Source organism: Vibrio floridensis (assembly GCF_021852965.1).
Taxonomy (GTDB): domain Bacteria; phylum Pseudomonadota; class Gammaproteobacteria; order Enterobacterales; family Vibrionaceae; genus Vibrio; species Vibrio floridensis.
Window position 1 is genome coordinate 18,399 of sequence record NZ_JAKGCY010000002.1, and the last position, 18,395, is coordinate 36,793.

Here is an 18,395-nt window from a genome sequence, read left to right on the forward strand (position 1 = left end):
TGGTTTAGCTCGCGAGTAGCGTGGTAAGTCCGGGCTGATTGTCCTGGTTAGCGGAGCGCTTTCGACTTTGCAGTGTAACCGCTGGTGCCAGTGTTGCCATTTCTTCGAACGCAGCAACCACTTGCTCTACCCGCTGGTGTTGTTTATCGGCTTGGGTAAGGTTGTTACCTGCCTTGCTTCTCCACGAGCAAGGCAGGTTTTTTGTTAAGTATCTTAGGGCGTTGTTGCCTAAATCAGTTGAAGCATTTCCAATCCCTAGGGTCTGCTCTTTTATGATGTTAAAGGGGGGCTTCTCTTGCACTGCGTGGTTTTATGGACTCGATTTTCAAGCGATTGGATGTTCCGTTGATATCCCCAGACTGCATCTGTATCAGTCAACGCTCAAAGTATTTGGCTAAGGTGTATGGAAAGTGAAAAAGCATGACATAGAAATATGCTAAACGCCTCGCCAACTGCACCTAGCTGTTTGATGTGGATACTCACGAAGAGATGACTGAATAACTCAGTGCTTCAGAAGCTAACTTCTGGGCACTTAGCATCGCTGACTTAAGCTGATTTTATCAACAACGCTGTTTGTCGGCAAAGATGGCTAGAAGTTTTTTGCTGATAAGTGATTGGGGGATGTAAAGCCAAATTTCAGGCATTTACGTGCAACCGATGAGGGTGCCCTGACTACGTTAGATCTTCTGCTCTGGGATCTAATATTTTGTGTGATATTTCTCCCAATGTGATCGGCTTTGCAGATGTATTAATAAAAAATGATTCATATCAAAAATGAATTGCCTCTAAAAATTCATGAACTAACATCGTGTGCATATAAGTGCATATTTATCGGTATTTGTGAGCAAGATTGGCCAAAGCATCAAACACTGTCATGTCGTGGTGCTGTTTGCGAATGGGGAGTGGCGTTCTTTTCTAGGGAGTTTATATTGTGAGTTGCAGAGAACATATGTCCAAGCCGACTAATCACGCACCGCGTCCGGAGGTGGCTGTTGTTGATCCGATACTGGAACAGTTGTTCAATCGATTGTTGAGACAACAGTTAGAGATAGATCAGCAATCGGCAGGGTTGTCTCAGACAGACGCATTGCGACAAGCCTGTGTGAGTTTGATGGAGGCATTGATTCATCAGCCGGAAACTGCTCACGAAAATTGGGTAGCTCTTTTTGGTGATCTCGCGGATAAGCTTGTTACTGTTTTCCAACAGTCCGACCTGACAGAACAAGAGTTGGGTTCTTCTTATATTAATGCCACTGGATTAGTGATGGCGGTGAAGGATGCGATCCATACCGTGAAAGATATCTATCGGGTGAAGGCATTTCTTCGCGGACTTGATCAAGCACTGCAGTCTTCTGCTTTTACCAATCAAGAGAACCTTCATATTGTTTATCCAGCATGTGGTCCTTTTGCGCCCTTGTTGCTCCCCCTTATTTGTTATTACCAATCCACAAATCCTCATGGCCCTTTGTTGAAGATAACACTGATTGATATCCAGCCTGGTGCAGTAAAGGTGTTAAATCGTTTGATTGAGCTAATGGGGATTGCAGAGCATGTTCACCAAGTCCTTTGTATGGATGTGATGGAATACCACCCTGATCACCCAATCGACATTCTAATTATTGAAGCAATACATCACGGTCTGACCCGTGAAGGGCATTTACATTTTTTACTGCATTTAAGGCAGTTTCTTTCAGAACAGGCATTATTGTTACCTGAACAAATTACGGTAGAGGCGGCTTTAGCTAACCCTCAACGAGAGTTTGTCGAGCAATGGCAAGACTGCAATTTCAGTCATTCTCGCTTTATTCAAGACGACATTCGGTCTGAGCGCATTGAACTAGGTGAAATTTTTAAAATAAATCGTGAAATATTAAATCAATTTAATGAAATGCAATTGGGCTCCGGTTTTCGTTTACTTGAAGCCGGTCAGGTACAAATTCCGAGAAATATTCCAGACATACACAATCGCATTTTATTGCTCAGTGTGAAGCTGGGGGTGTTTGGGCAAGAGAACGTTGATCAGTACGATTCGGGTATCACCCATCCTCGGCCAGAAATGTCGGTATGCGTGGATTTCAGGCCAAAAGCTGCTGAGCCTGATGACCTGTTAGTTAAAGGAGGCGACAAACTGAAGTTTTACTATAAGTTGTGTGGTACGCCCGGCTTCTTACCGACGGTGGCATAGGTGAACAGTATGCAAAAAGCGACCTTTATCACATCCTCTCCAATGATTACGCCGATGATTGAGCGACTCCATGCGAAAGGTCTTTTGGCCGGCGTATTTTTTGTATCAGAGAATATTTCACCACAGTTGAGTGAACACCTGAAACAGAGAGGGGTGAAATGGTACGCAGCGGCTAGTTTAGAGATGGATAAACTTTTTTCAATGCTGGCTGCATGGGATAGCCAGTACGTATTGACCTATCAGTATCAACTTGATGGGTCAACTGATATACCGCGCCATTTATCAATGTTTCAACTGCATCTCTCTGATTGTTATTTATCGAATCTAGATCTGATTCTATTTGAGCAGATACGCCAGGGGGCTTCAACGATACCCATCAGGATAACGAGCTATCCGGGAAATGATTTAGTTCTTCACGTCGATGTCGAAATTTTGCCATATGAAACAACAGGTCGATTGTATAACAAAACGATAGAAGTTCTTTCATATACAGTTATCGAACTCTCCTCGATGTTGGAGCAATCAGACAAAAGCCTACCTGAGCTAACAGGTGCAACATATAGTCCCGCCCCAACAGTTCTAACGATGAGTGAAGAGCAACTCCGAATAAATTGGTGTCAACAAAATGCCGGGCAGATTGTTGATTTATGCCGAGCTGCGAACCCTTATTGGGGGGGGGCACGGATTCAAGTGGCTCAGATGACCTGCCAGCTGTTACAAGTGAGCCCGAGCGACATGCCAACTTATGGCGTTCCGGCAGGGACAATTTTGTGCGTTTCAATAGATCAGGGGCTGGTGGTCGCATTGATGGATGAAGCCGTGAGAATTGATGTGGTTGCCTGCCCCGAAGGTGTTTTTGACGGGTACCGTTTTGCCCAGATGGTGGGGCTGCAAGCGGGTATTCTTTTAACTTGAACCAAAGGAATGACGATGAGTACAGAAGCTTTTTTAGGAGAAGTTGAGCTATATGGGTTTAACTTTGCACCACGTGGTTTTGTGTTTTGTTACGGCCAGAATGAAACCGTCCAATCAAACACCGCATTGTTCTCTTTGTTAAGTACATTTTATGGGGGAGATGGACGGGTTACCTTTGGGATACCTGACCTACGTGGTCGGGTTGCGGTGGGCAATGGCAATGGGCCAGGATTAACGCCAAGGCCATTGGGTACACGGTATGGCAATGAGACTCACGTATTGTCACTTGCTGAGATGCCAAAGCACAATCATCTGGCGGTGGCAACTGCGAAACCCGGAGCAGTCATAACAGGGCAAGCCAAGGTTAATGCCTTTAATGGAACAGGGGACACCAACGATGCAGAAAATGCCTACTGGGCAACCGGTGGCATCCCGAGCGGGTTTAATGTGGATCCGATACAAAAAGCCTATTCCACAACGGCGAATACAACGATGGCAAGTGGAGCTGTTCAGGTTGGTTTCGATGCTTCAGACGTTCCAGCTCCAGATGTGATCACGGGTAATACGGGAGCAGGTCAATATTTCTTTATTAACCAACCGAGCTCGGTTATGACCTATGCCATCAGTACGGATGGGATTTATCCGCCTCGTAGCTAAGTGAGCTGCGTTTTCTAGGGGTGACCCCACCCCTGGCACTCAAATGGCGAGTTTTATCTTGTGGCTTCTGCCTGTACTGAGCAGGGTTTTGAGCGCAGAATGGGGTATTGGTGTAGTAGCAGAATTAGGTTGCCAGTGGGTATCCTGCATCTGGTTTTTCGGGAACTAGGAACATCAGGTTTCTTGTTGTTGATGAGTGATCGATTCGCCTACAAATTGAATTGATTGTTTAATAAATGAAAGGCAAAGGTTGTTGCGCTTCCTTTTTATTTGTGTTCTTGAAAAGAAATAAAACTGAAACTGAAAATGTTGGAGCTGGGACGTGAAACTAAATAAAATTACTCAATCTATGGTCGCTATTGGATTCACCGTGGTGGCTTTAGTCCCTGCTGAGGCAGTGGCAGTGGCGCCCAATGATGTAAACTTTCAAAATGGTGGTGCCGCCTTACTATCCAACCCAGTTACTTTTGACAGTGTCACTTATTCTCGCTCTGCCCCCAGCTCCGGGAAAATGGCCAGATATAATGACTCTGTCGATGGACGTGATCGTTTTGGTATCACTGATGGTGCGAACACAGATAATGCGCTGTTGTATCACTTAGCAGATAGCGGCTCTATAAATGCCCCTGTGGGAGATATTGATTTTCGCTTTAAATCTCAGGGTGGTGATGAGTTTAAGCTGGTATCAATGGAAGCTGGCTCGATTACAGATTCATTCACAGTGACATCGACCCTTAATCATGTTGTAACGATTACAGGCTACAAGGATGGCAGTAGTGTTGTATCTGACACAATAGATTTTACCCAGTCTGATAGCAGTGGCTCTGTTACTTTTGCTAAAAATGCCAGCTATAACGATGGTGTGCTGACGTTTGATAGTCAATGGGGCGACATTGACGAGGTAAGGTTTACCACTTCAGGGCAAAGTTCAGCGGTGACTTTCGTCATTATTGATACGATAGACTTTGAATCTCCAACTGCAGCCGACTCAACCCCGCCCGTTTTTGACGGCAGTAATTCAACACCAAATGACAACGCCACAGGTGTTTCATCCAGTAACAATATCGTAATCGATTTCGACGAAAATATTGCGCTTGGTAGTGGGAATATCACCATTCGCAACGTGACAGACAGCAGCGATTTTGAAGTCTTTAACGTAGCAACGGAAAGTGATGGAACAACAACTTCACCCAGCGCCGGGCGTATCGGGATTAGTGGCGATAAGATTTACTTAAACCCAACCAGCAATCTGACTGGCAACCGAACTTATGCGATTCGAATTGATACTTCAGCGGTTGATGACATTGCGGGTAATAGTTTTGCGGGCATTAGTGATGACACCACCTTTAACTTTTCAACGGCCAATACTGCGCCAGTGGTTGATCTAGATTCGACCTCAGCTAGTGATAATAGCAGTGTATCATTCTCCGAAGGTGGTGGCGCGGTTAGTATTACGCCCAATGCAGCCGTGACCGACGCAGACAGCGATACCATTAAAACCATCACAGTGACCTTGACCAATGACCAAGACGGTGCGGCGGAAGGATTGAATGTGACTGCGGCGGCGCAAAATGCACTCGATGGTATCTCGGGGGCGTCAGACATTACCTTGCAAGATACCATCAGCATCTCGGGAGCCACCGCCACCACTGCGCAAGTCGCTACTTTCCTTCAAGCCATTACCTACAACAATACGTCCAGCACGCCAAATCAAACGGCCAGAACCGTGACTGTGGTGATTAGTGATGGTACAAGCAGCAGTGTCAGCCGTACCGCTACGATTAGCGTCAGCAATGTCACCGCTGCCTCCTCAAGTGCGGCTGGCTTTAATACCACAAACGGCACCAACTTATCGCCTGCCATTACCTTTAGCAGCGACGATGAGACACTGACGATATCGAATAGTGCACACGCTGCTGGCTCTACCGCAGACGGCGGTGCAGGCACGGATACGCTCTTTGTCGTCACTGGCACCGATCTGTCGACTCTCACCTCTCTAACCAACTTTGAAACGTTGACGCCAGATAACGATGGCTCGCTCACCTTAACGGAAGCGCAGCATGAGAGCTTTACCACCATCAATGGAACCGGAACCAACCAATTTACCATTAGCAGTGCAGACGGTGATGGTGTGCTGTCGGGTGATGCCGACATCGAAACTTATGTACTTAATGCCGCGCTGACTTTTACACTTGGTGATGCAGCACAAAATGTGACGGGTGGCAGTAGTGCTATTACGGTTAAGACTGGTGCAGTAATTGCTTCTGGCACATTAACCGGCAGCAGTAATAGCGATACCTTAGAGTTGGCAAATGGGGCGAATATTGCAGGTGCTACGGTAAGCACATTCGAAACCCTTTCATTAGACAGCGGCGCATCGGTCACGATGACAGAAGCGCAGCACGATAGTTTCAGTGCGATCAGTGGTGCAGGCACAGAACAGATCACTATTTCGACCGTAACCGATGGTTTTACTGCGGCAAGCAGTATTGAAACCTATGTGTTAGGCGCGGCGAATACCGTCACCTTATCCAGTGGTAGTCAAAATATTACCGGTAGTAGCGGCAATGACACCATTGTTGCCGGCAGCTTAACTCTTACTGGTGCGTTAAACCCTGCAAGTGGTATAGATACACTGAGTCTCTCCAGTGGTGCTGATATCTCTGGTGCCACGATAGTTAATTTTGAAAACCTGACTTTGGCGGACAATGCTTCTGTGACCATGAAAGCCAATCAGCCTTCAAAGTTTGGAGGAACGATCACAGCGGCTGGGTCAGAGACAATAACGATTACAGGTGATGGCAATTTCACGACCTTAGCCAATGTGGAAAGTTTTGTTGTTGGGGATGAAACAACTAACACCAGAACTATTACTCTTGCTACTGGAGGTGCATCGGTTTCTGCAACCTCGGGAACCGATGCAATCACATTTGACGCTGGCTCTCTGACCCTGACGGGCACACTTTCTGGTGAAAGTAGTGTGGCTGATACGCTCTCACTTTCAAACGGAGCGAATATCGCTGGTGGTACGGTAAATAGCGTTAACAATTTAACTCTAGCAAGTAGTGCAAGCGTGACCATGACCGCCGCTCAGAACCAAGCGTTTTCTGGCACAGTGACCGCGACGGGAAGTGAAACGATTTCCATCACTGGAGATGGTGATATCACCACCTTGTTTGACGTTGAGAATTATAGTCTGGGTGATGCAAGCAATAACACTCGGACTGTGACAATCAGTAATGCGACGACCAGTGTCACCGCAGATTCAAGTACGGATGCTGTCACGTTTAATGTTCAGGGTAGTGGCTACTCAGGAACGCTGACCGGTGATTCGGGTGTGGGAGATACCGTGCTTGCATCAACAGGAGCCGATCTCTCTGCTGGTTCGTTCCTTAATATCGGTACGCTGAGCTTAGCCAGTGGTGCAACCGTGGCTATCGATGCGGCCAACATCAGTGACTTTAGCACAGTAATTAGCGGATCCAGCGGCTCAGAAACGCTCAAATTAATGGATGGCGGTACCTTCGACTTTTCAACCACTAGCGTATCTGAAATAGAAAACCTCGCTATTGGCACCAACAATAACTTCACAATAACGCTGACCGATAATTTTGATTCAAACGGTAATCCCGTAACCGTAACAAACGCCAGTGGCAGTGCGATTGTGGGTAATATCAGCCTGAATGCCAGCGCCCTGAGCGGCGATGCCTTGGTTATCTCCGCAACCGACTTTAATGGTGCCGATACTTTTGTCGGTGGCAGCGCGGCGGATACCATCAGACCGGGTGGTGGTACAGATTCAATGACAGGCAATGCTGGCAATGATAATTTTGTCGGCAGTGCGTCAAATCTCTCAGGCGACACCATTACGGATTTGAGCGTGGGCGATACTATCACGCTAACTGGTGTGACCGGCCTCAGAAAGAGTAATGTGCGTTTTAGTGGCAGCAATATTCTGCAAATCGATACCAATGGTACCGATTTCTCTAGCGTTGAAGTGGCGATCTCACTCTCAAATAGCCCAGCGGCTTCTTTAGATTTCACGGTTGCAGACAGCGGTAGCGATACCTTAATCACTTTTATTACACCGAATGACGCACCAACGTTTAGTGGCCTCAATGGCGGTAATACCTTTACCGAAAATGGCAGTGCCGTTGCTATTGATAACAACGCGACTGTTGCAGATACCGAGCTAGATGCACTCAATAGCGGCTTGGGTAACTACAACGACGCCACGCTAACCATTGCACGAAACGGCGGTGCGAATAGCCAAGACATCTTTACTAATGGTGGGCTGCTCGGTGCGCTCGCTCAAGGTAGCAGCTTTACGTACAATGATACGACTGTGGGTACGGTGACCACTAATTCAAACGGAACGCTTGTTTTGCGCTTTAATAGCAACGCAACATCAGCGATTGTTGATTCAGTATTGCAGGCGATTTATTACCAGAACAGCTCAGAAGATCCTACTGCCAGCGTCACGTTGGACTTTACGTTTAATGATGGAACGGCCAACAGCACTGGCACCAATCAGGCCGTGGTCAACATAACGGCGCAAAATGACGCACCAACGGATATTTCGCTTTCAGCGACTTCGGTGAACCAGTCAGTAACAGGAAGCGCTGCTACAGTTGCGACCGCCAGTACCACCGATGTGGACAGTGCAGACTCTCACACCTACAGCTTGGTTGCTGCAAGCAGCAGTGCAAATGGGACCTGTAGTGCCAGCACGGGCAACGACAGTTTCCAATTCACAGGTAGTACCTTGCAAAGTAAAACGGCACTGACGCCTGGAAGTTACAGCATTTGCGTGCAAAGCGATGATGGTACCACCACTTTCCAAGAGTCCTTCACCATTACCGTGGTGGATAACGTGGCACCGGACGCGCCGTCAACACCGGATCTTGATGCTGCCTCTGATACAGGTGCATCGAATACCGACAACATTACCAATGACACAACGCCAACCTTTAGTGGTACTGCTGAAAGTGGGGCGACGGTTAAATTATATAGTAATCAGGTAGGGGGAGGCACAACGGTCATTGGTACTGGCACAGCAACGGGTGGTAATTGGCAAATTACGACGGATCCGTTGACAGCAGGGTTATCACATTCGATTTTTGCGACCGCCACGGATGCGAGCACGAACGTAAGTAATAGCTCTAGTTCTTTAAGCGTAACGATCGATAATACAACCCCTACCGCGCCAAGCACACCAGATCTCGCGGCGAGCAGTGATACAGGTACTTCGAATACCGATAACCTGACAAATGACACAACGCCAACCTTTACAGGAACAGGTACCACTGGTGACACCGTTACTCTCGTTTCCAATGTCGATGGCACCATCGGCAGCGCTGTTGTCAGCGGTGGCGTCTGGAGCATTACTGCAAGCTCAGCACTGACCGCAGGTGACCACACCATCACAGCGCGCGCAACGGACACAGCTGGCAATACCGCTGATAGCGCAAGTTTGGCGATTACGTTGGATACCTCAGTACCAACGCCCACCATCACCACGCCGATTGAAGGCGATGGTAAGGTGAACGCCGCGGAAGACAACGACGTGCTGATTGCAGGCACGGGCGCGGAAGCGGGCAACAGCGTCACGGTCACCATTCACGACGGGGCGAACAGTCTGAGCCGTACGGTCACCGCGGACAACTCGGGCAACTGGACGATCAGCGGCAGCGAGTTTGACGTCAGTGCGTTTAACAACGGCACCTTGACGGTCACGGCTAGCCAAAGTGATGCGGCGGGCAACACCTCAAGTGCGGCCAGCACCACCATCACGTTAGACAACAGCGCGCCGAGTGCCCCGTCCATCACCACGCCGATTGAAGGCGATGGTAAGGTGAACGCCGCGGAAGACAATGACGTGCTGATTGCAGGCTCGGGCGCGGAAACGGGCAACAGCGTCACGGTCACCATTGACGATGGGGCCAGCAGCCTGAACCGTACGGTCACCGCGGACAACTCGGGCAACTGGACGATCAGCGGCAGCGAGTTTGACGTCAGCACGTTTAACAACGGCGCCCTGACGGTCACGGCTAGCCAAAGTGATGCGGCGGGGAACACCTCAAGTGCAGCGAGCACCACGATTACGTTAGATAACGCGCTGCCAAGCATTGGCATTAGCAGCGACAAATCAGCGCTGAAAGCGGGTGAAACCGCAACACTCACCTTTACCTTGAGTGAATCAGAAACTGATTTTACCGCAGCCGATGTGACCGTTGCTGGCGGAACGCTTTCTAACTTTTCGGGCAGTGGCACCAGCTACACGGCCACATTTACACCAGCAGAAAAGAGCACTGAGGATGCAACCATTGATGTTGCCGCAGAGAAATTTAGCGATGCGGCTGGCAATCTCAATACGGCAGCGACTCAGTTGGTGATCTCAGTGGATACGGCGATCCCGACTGGACATAACATCAGTATTGATCAGGAGAGCATTAACAAAACCAACGAACAGGCGATGAGCTTTACCTTCGCAGCAGCTGAAGTGAACGCGATGTTCACTTACAGCGTGAGCGACGGTACCACGACCATTGACGGAGCGAGTCAAACCATCACCTCTGAAACGATGCAAGTCACGGGCATTGACGTCACAAGTTTGCAAGAGGGGACGTTGACAGTCAGCGTGGTGGTCACCGATGCTGCAGGCAATGCCTCTGATGCAGTGACGGATACCGTGACTAAACGCTACGATGTCGCACCAACGGTGGTTGATGACAGCTTCTCGACGGAGGAAGATACGGCGAAACAATTTGATCTGTTAGCCAACGATTCCGATATTAATGATGACATGGTCGCTTCTTCTGCGACGGTGAAAACGCAACCAAGTAAAGGTCAGGTGTCGATCAGCAACGGCGTTGTTACCTATACGCCAAACAGCAATGAGACAGGCACGGACACCTTTACCTATACAGTGAAAGATGCCCTGTTACAGGAGTCACAAGAAGCGACAGTGACCGTCACTATCAGTGCTATCAATGATGCGCCAGTGGCGAAAGCATTGACCATCACTACCGATGAAGATACCGCCAGCGCGGCGCTCAGTGTGCGTAGCCAAACGACGGATGTGGAAGATGGCATCCCAACGGGTGATTTGGCATTGGTGAGCTTGCCTCAAAAAGGACAAGTGACCGTTGATCAAACCGCAGGCACTTTTGTTTACACGCCGAATGCGAATGAAAATGGCAGCGACAGCTTTACTTACACTATCGCCGATAGTGAAGGCAGCGTTTCGCTTGCGGCAACGGTCAGCGTGAATATCGGTTCCGTCAATGACGCACCTGTGGCGTCGGCAGACACGCTTACCTTTGATGAAGATGTCACCTCGACACTCGATGTTTTAAGTAACGACAGTGACATCGAAGATGGAGCATTCACCGCGAGCAGTATTACCTTGCAAGATCTTGGTCAAGGCGAGGGGGTATATAGTTTCGCTACAGTGAGTGTCAACGCAGATGGCACCTTGAACATTGTGCCAGCAGCAAACGTTAATGGTCAGCATCGCTTTACCTACACGTTAACCGACAGTAGCCAGGCGGTCTCAGAGTCGGCAACCATCACGCTCAATATTACGCCAGTCAATGATGCCCCCGTAGCTGTTGATAACAGTGCGCAGCTACTGGAAGAGGGCTCGTTTGAAGTCAACGTATTGGGTAACGACAGCGATGTCGATACGGGAGACAGTTTTGATCTCACCAGCGTCAACGTGGTCGATCAGCCAGCTCATGGTAGTGTCAGCGTGACCGCGTCAGGAGCGATTATCTATCGCCCTGAAGAAAACTACTTTGGCGAAGACAGCTTCACCTACACAGTGGCAGACGTCGCAGGCGCAGTCTCTAACGTTGCGACAGTGACCATGACGGTCACACCAGTCAACGATGCACCAATGGCGCAAGCACAGTCACAAACATTGGATGAAGACAACAGTTTGGTGATCACGCTGGTCGGCTCAGACATTGATAACGATGATGACACTTTGCAGTACGTTATCACGGAACCAGTTAGCCATGGTGTGCTAGAACCGTTGAACAACAACAGTTGGCGTTACACACCAGAAGCGAACTTCAATGGCTCCGACTTCTTCTTGTTCAAGGTCAACGACGGTGATCTGGACTCAACGGAAGTGCGTGTCGATCTGACCGTCAAAGCAGTCAACGATACACCAACTGCTACCGATGTCAGCACTACGGGAGCGGAAGAAACACCGCTCACCATCACCTTAAATGGTAGTGATATAGAAGGTTCATCGCTGAGCTATCAAGTCGCCACCGCGCCACTCAACGGTAGTGTGACCATCACGGGCAACCAAGCGGTCTATACGGGTAACAGCAACTTCTTTGGTCAGGACAGTTTCACTTACAGCGTCAGTGACGGTGAACTCACCTCGGAAGCGGCGTTGGTGACCATTACGTTGAGTAACGTCAATGATGCGCCAGTGATTAGCGGTAGCCCAGCGACGCAAGTGGATGAAGATAGCGCGTATCAGTTTGTGCCTCAGGCATCGGATAATGACCCTGCCGATACTCTGACCTATTCGATTGCTAACAAACCATCTTGGGCGACATTTGACACGGCCACAGGAGCACTCTCTGGCACGCCAAGTAACAGTGATGTGGGGACGCATGCGGGTATTGTGATCAGCGTGTCCGATGGTAGCGTGTCGGCCTCGTTGCCAGCGTTTGCGATTACCGTGAACAACGTGAACGATGCCCCGGTTATTTCCGGTTCACCAGCAACGCAAGTGAATGAAGACAGCGCTTATCTGTTCACACCGCAAGTGTCGGATGTCGACAGCCAAGCCTTCACCTTCAGCATCACGAATAAACCTGCTTGGGTGAGCTTCGATGCAGCGACAGGTACGCTTAGTGGTACGCCATCGAATGATGATGTTGGCACCTATGCGGGGATTGTTATCACGGTTTCTGATGGTTCGGCCACCGCCACACTCAATACCTTCAGTATTGTGGTGAATAACGTCAACGACGCACCAAGCATCAGTGGTACTCCTGCGCTTACGGTCAACGAAGACAGCACATACCGCTTTGCGCCGCAGGCAGGGGATGTGGACAGTAGCAGTTTGAGCTTCTCTATCAGCAACAAACCAACTTGGGCGAGCTTTAACACGGCAACCGGTGTGCTCAGTGGTACCCCAGCCAACGAACATGTTGGTACTACGGAGAATATCGTTATCACTGTCTCTGACGGTGAACTCAGTGCGTCTCTCGCAGCGTTTAACCTCACGGTTATTAACGTTAACGATGCGCCAGTGGCGGTCAACGACACCTTTGTCTTTACTGAAAGCAACGATGGTATCTATCTGCTTGATGTGCTGAGCAATGATAGTGATGTTGACCCAGATACGTTGCAACTGGATTGGGTAACACCGACCTCAGGAAGCGCAACGATGGTCGGCAGCCAAATCCAGCTGGTGACGAGCGCGATTGGGACTGTGACAGTGCAGTATGGTGTCAAAGATGGTAACGGCGGTAAAGCAACTGCGAAAGCGACCGTGACCATTAACAGCGCGAAGTTGGACGCGCCAACCATTACCGCACCAGCTGATGTGGAAGTGAATGCGACCTCACTCTTTACCAAAGTGGCCTTGGGGACCGCGATTGCTGAAGACCGTACGGGTAAACCATTACCGGTCTCTTTGGCCGACAACAATACCTTCTTCCGTCCTGGGGCCAATACGGTGTACTGGCGCACCCAAGACTCGCAAGGTAACGTGGCCGAGGCGAGTCAGAGCGTGATTGTGCATCCGCTTATCAGCATTTCCAAAGATGCACAAACCACGGAAGGCACTAGCCACGCCGTGTCGGTATACCTCAACGGCCCTGCGCCGAGTTACCCAGTGGTGGTGCCTTACACGGTATCGGGGAGCACGGACAGCAGTGACCATACTCTCGCCTCGGGTGAAGTGGTGATTGCCAGCGGAACCGAAGGCAAGCTTTCGTTTGACATCCTGAATGATGGACAGAGTGAAAGTGCAGAAACCTTAGTGATCGACTTGGACAACACGCTCAACCTTGGCAGTAAACGTCGTTATACCTTGACGATTTTTGAAGAGAACGTGGCACCTAAAGTCACGGTCAATGTGTCACAGGCAGGGGAGCAGCGTAGCAAAATTGAAAATGGCACGGAGTTGGTGACCATTACCAGCAGTGTGACCGATGCCAACGCGTCTGATACCCACACCTTTGCATGGAGTAGTAGCAACGACGCGCTCAATCAAGCGATTGCAGGCCAGACAAACAGCGACACACTGACTTTCTCGCCGCAGACGCTCAGTTCAGCCATTTACACTCTGCAATTGACGGTCACTGACAATGGCACACCACCGCTTTCAGTCACCCACGTTGTCTATCTGGAAGTGGTTGAAGCACTGGCGGTGCTTGGCAGTGAAGACAGTGATGGCGACTTGATTCCGGATGACCAAGAAGGCCACAGCGACAGCGACGGTGACGGTATTCCTGATTATCTGGATGCCATCTCCGACTGCAACGTGATCCAGCAAACAGTAGCAGAGAACGACAGTTTCCTCATTGAAGGTCAACCTGGCGTTTGTTTGCGCAAAGGTGTCACCATAGTGGAAAACCTGACAGGTGGAGCACGCTTGCTGGATAATGAGCTGACGGTCGACAACGAGGCGGACAACATTGGCGGTATTTTTGACTTTGTGGCGACCAACTTGCCACAACCCGGTCAGAGCTATCAACTGGTTATGCCGCAGCGCCTGCCTGTTCCGGCGAATGCCGTTTATCGTAAATTCCGAGCCGATGTGGGTTGGGTCGATTTTGTTGAAGATGCTGACAACTCGATTGCGTCTACTTCGGGTGAAGCGGGCTACTGTCCGCCTCCGGGAGACAGCGTATGGACACCGGGCTTAACTGAAGGCCATTGGTGTGTGCAACTTACCATCCAAGACGGTGGACCGAACGATGATGACGGCATGGCAAACGGCAGCGTGGTTGACCCAGGTGGCGTTGCCGCTCGCGCCAGCAGCAATGCGCTGCCACAAGCAAGCGACGATACTGCTGTAGTTACGCGCAATGGCAGCGTGGTCATTGATGTGCTGAGTAACGATACGGACGCTGATGGTGACAGCTTAACCTTAAGCAGCGCTTCGGTGGATATTGGCAGTGTCAGCGTGGTGAACAATCAGTTGAGTTACACCACCCAGTCACAGTTTTACGGTGTGGCGACCATTACCTATAGCGTGACAGATGGTAATGGCGGCACGGGGACTGCAAAAGTGACCGTCAATGTGCTCAACAATCAAAATCCACGTACAGAGGATGATGTGGTTGAAACCAATGACCGTACGCCCGTCACGATTAATGTATTGTCCAACGACAGTGATGTTGATAATGACGCGCTGACGTTAGTGTCAATTCAAGCTCTCCATGGACAGGTCGTGAAGAACTCGGATCAAAGTGCGACCTACACGCCGACCTTGGGCTTTGAAGGTACGGATGTTCTGACCTATGTCATTCAAGACAGCCAAGGTCTGCAAGATACAGGCAAGGTCACAGTGACGGTGAAACTAGTGAAAGATGTCGATGTATCAAACAGTTCAGGAGGCCCGTTAGGCGGTATGGCATTAATGTTACTCACTCTCGCTGGTGCGTTGCGTCGTGTTGGCAAAAAAGGCTGGTTGGCGCTGCTGGCTGCGCTGAGTTTTAACTCTCAAGCGGCCTGGTATCTCGATGCGCAAATGGGTATTAGCCACGCCGATGAGCGTAGCCCCATTAGTATGGAGGATGTGGTCTCAACCGATGATAAGGGCTTCTACCGTTCGATTGGCTTGGGGTATCAGTTAGATGAAAAGTGGTCAGCGATGCTACGCTATGTGGATATGGGAGAGGGGAGTGCAACGCTACGTGGCGCGACCACTTCGCCACAGGAGTACCATCAAAGTGTGGCGAGTGTCTCGCCCATTTTGGCCAGCGGTGTCGGCTTAGAAGTAGAGTACAAATTTTGGCAAAGCGATGCTTGGCATAGCAAGATTAATATGGGTGGGCTTTTTTGGAGCGCAGAGATTGAAAGTACGTATCAAGACAATCGAATAAACACAGACATCGACGGTTTTGATATGTATATAGGTGGTTCAGTCGGCTATACACTTTCCGAAAACTGGGTTTTAGGTTTGGCGTATGATAGATACTTTTTACTTGAAAATGAAGTAGATACCTTCTCGATAGTGTTGGAATTTCGCTAGCCCGAACCAAAGTCCGATTAAGCACAATACTTACCCCGGAGTGACGAGATGGGCGGAATCGGCTGGAACGAGCAACACCACGTGGTTTGACACTTGGGTAAAAGGGAAATGCTGGAAATGTAATTAACACTCAGAATCAAAGACAACAAAGGGCGAAAACTCGCCCTTTGTTCTTGCTCGCTCTTCGAATTAATGGAAAAAGTCGACTTGCGATTTAAGTGAATTCGCCTGTTTTTGCAGCTCTTCAGCACTTTCAGACGTTTGCGCACTGGTGGCTCGGCTCTGTCGGTTAAGATCGCTGATCGAGTGTGCATTGGCCGCAATTTCTTGTGACACTTGAGCTTGTTGCTCTGAGGTGGCGGCAATGGCTTCAGCTTGCGCCGCAATGGCGTGAACTTGGCTCGCAATGGCTTCTAGAGCGCTACCTGCTTCTTGCGCCTTATCAAGCACTTGATTAGCACTTTGCTGGCTTTGGCTCATCAGTCCCACCGCATTACCCGTGGAAGCTTTAAGTTTCTCGATAATCTGAACCACATCCTTGACCGAAGTTTGGGTTCGGTGAGCAAGCGTTCTTACTTCATCAGCAACCACAGCAAAGCCACGACCTTGCTCGCCGGCTCGCGCTGCTTCGATGGCGGCATTCAGTGCCAGTAAGTTGGTCTGCTCCGCAATTTCATCGATCATTTTCGTTACGGTTTGAATGCTTTCGCTGTCGGTGTTGACTTGTTTGATGGCATGGGCAGAGCGATCAAGTTGATCATTCAGTTCTGCCACATCAATACAGACACCTTCCACTAGGCTCAATCCAGATTGACTATCCTCATTCGCACTGCGAACGTTATCCGCAATGTTCTCCACTTGTTGAGCGACCGACTGAGCGGAGGTGGCCAACTCTTCAATGGCCGTCACCACTTGTTCTACCTGCTGTTGTTGGCGATCTGCCTGAGTGAGGTTGTTGCCTGCATCTTCAGAAACACTGTGTGACGCGACATACACGGTTTCAGCTGTTTGACGGATTTCACCGACCAGCATGTTGAGCTGATTGGCCATGTTGGCGACGCCGTTGGTGAGGTTGGTGATCTCATTTTTTGAAGGCTGACCCGAGCTGGCAATTTGAATGCTAACCTCACCTTTGGCAAGCCTTGCCATCAGAGCATTTAAGGTCGTCAAAGGGTGAAGATTACGATTGATGGCAAACGTCAGGATCGCAAACGTAGCAGCGGCTACGGCGGTGGCAATCGCGATAATCAGCTTAAGCAAGGTTTGACTTCCTTGCGTCACTTCCAAAATGAAGGTGCCGCCAAGAAGTTTCCAGTTCCAGCCAGGGATTTCAGTATAGACAAGGTATTTCTCCCCAACGGTTCCTTGATACTCATGGCGGTAGCGAATCAAGCCACTTTTGTTTTCAAAAATGGCGACATAAGGCTTGTTACCGTCGTAATCTGCAGTATCGATGATGGAAGGGTCGTCTTGCGTGCGGGTTGGATGCAGCAAATATTTGCCCAAATTACTCTCATCGCTATCGACGACGATGGTGTAACCTGTGTCCCCCCATTTCACCTGATTCAATGCACTGAAGAGATCTTCCGTGGCTTTTTGAACGGGTAAGCCGATAAAAGAAACACCAGTGACCTTGTTCTGTGCGTCAAGAATGGGCGAGTAATAGGTAATGTAGCTTTCACCAAACAACTTCACTTGTGCGTAATAGGGCTGTCCCGAGCGAAGTTTCTGATAGGCGGGGTGGTTGTAGCCTAAAGAGGTACCTACGACACGTTGTCCAGCAGGGTTTTTCAATGAAGTTGAGACACGAATGAAATCGTTGTCAATTGGCGCAAATAGGGTCGCTACAGCACCCGTATCACGGGTAAAGCTGTCAACGAGCTTGGTATCGTTGATGAGGCTTTCACCATATTGCGTCATATCGCGTAGTGACTTTCCGTTGAAATCCACCTGATAGTCTTCAACGTAGACACCAGCCAAGTAACCATTTCGAAACGTCGATTCCAGTACTTTGGCCGTATGTAAATAAGCATCAAATTGGCCAGCGATTGTGGCAGCCATGGATTCGACCTTTGATTGGTGCTCGCGAAGTGTATTTTCGAGCAATACTTCTGATGCATTACGATAAACAAGAGTGGCGGTGCCGCCAAAGGCGATGAGTAAACATAAGGTGATGACCAACTTCAGTTGGAAACCTACGCTTTGGTTTCTATATTTTTCTAGCACTATTATCTCTGCTGATATCAGCAGCCTCTATACGATGTATGTTTGAAAGATTAGATTGTAATAATGAAAGGTATAATAGCTGAAAATTGATAAAATTAATTGATGTTTATTAAGTAATTAATCATTTGCGGTGATGGTATAACCAACGCAGTGAGCGTTTGTCACTGCGTTTTGAAT

The 18,395-nt window shown here is 49.2% G+C and carries 5 protein-coding genes; 4 read left to right on the forward strand and 1 reads right to left on the reverse strand.

Going from position 1 to position 18,395, the window contains the following annotated elements:
* Window positions 1–949 precede the first annotated feature (949 nt).
* The 4 genes from LZU85_RS04525 to LZU85_RS04540 all read left to right on the forward strand — a co-directional run bounded on the left by LZU85_RS04525 (window position 950) and on the right by LZU85_RS04540 (window position 15,992).
* A complete protein-coding gene (locus LZU85_RS04525; RefSeq protein WP_176298586.1) occupies window positions 950–2,185 on the forward strand; it encodes an SAM-dependent methyltransferase in 1,236 nt (411 codons plus the stop codon).
* Window positions 2,186–2,194: 9 nt separating this feature from the next.
* Window positions 2,195–3,100: a DNA-3-methyladenine glycosylase gene (locus LZU85_RS04530; RefSeq protein WP_176298585.1), complete on the forward strand. Its 906-nt coding sequence runs from the start codon at window positions 2,195–2,197 to the stop codon at window positions 3,098–3,100.
* Between the two features lie 15 nt (window positions 3,101–3,115).
* The gene (locus LZU85_RS04535; protein ID WP_176298584.1) at window positions 3,116–3,757 is read left to right on the forward strand and encodes a phage tail protein; all 642 of its coding nucleotides are present in this window, start codon (window positions 3,116–3,118) and stop codon (window positions 3,755–3,757) included.
* Window positions 3,758–4,079: 322 nt separating this feature from the next.
* A complete protein-coding gene (locus tag LZU85_RS04540; RefSeq protein ID WP_237286496.1) occupies window positions 4,080–15,992 on the forward strand; it encodes a tandem-95 repeat protein in 11,913 nt (3,970 codons plus the stop codon).
* A 189-nt stretch (window positions 15,993–16,181) separates the two neighbouring features.
* On the opposite strand, the gene LZU85_RS04545 is transcribed toward LZU85_RS04540, so the two are convergent.
* Entirely contained in the window at window positions 16,182–18,218 is a 2,037-nt protein-coding gene (locus LZU85_RS04545; RefSeq protein ID WP_237286497.1) for a methyl-accepting chemotaxis protein, read from the reverse strand.
* Between the last annotated feature and the right edge of the window lie 177 nt (window positions 18,219–18,395).

What these genes read in the sequence shown, in the direction of transcription:
- LZU85_RS04535 (WP_176298584.1), top strand. Translation starts at nt 3,116, where the DNA reads ATGAGTACAGAAGCTTTTTTAGGAGAAGTTGAGCTATATGGGTTTAAC.
- LZU85_RS04525 (WP_176298586.1), top strand. Translation starts at nt 950, where the DNA reads ATGTCCAAGCCGACTAATCACGCACCGCGTCCGGAGGTGGCTGTTGTT.
- LZU85_RS04530 (WP_176298585.1), top strand. Translation starts at nt 2,195, where the DNA reads ATGCAAAAAGCGACCTTTATCACATCCTCTCCAATGATTACGCCGATG.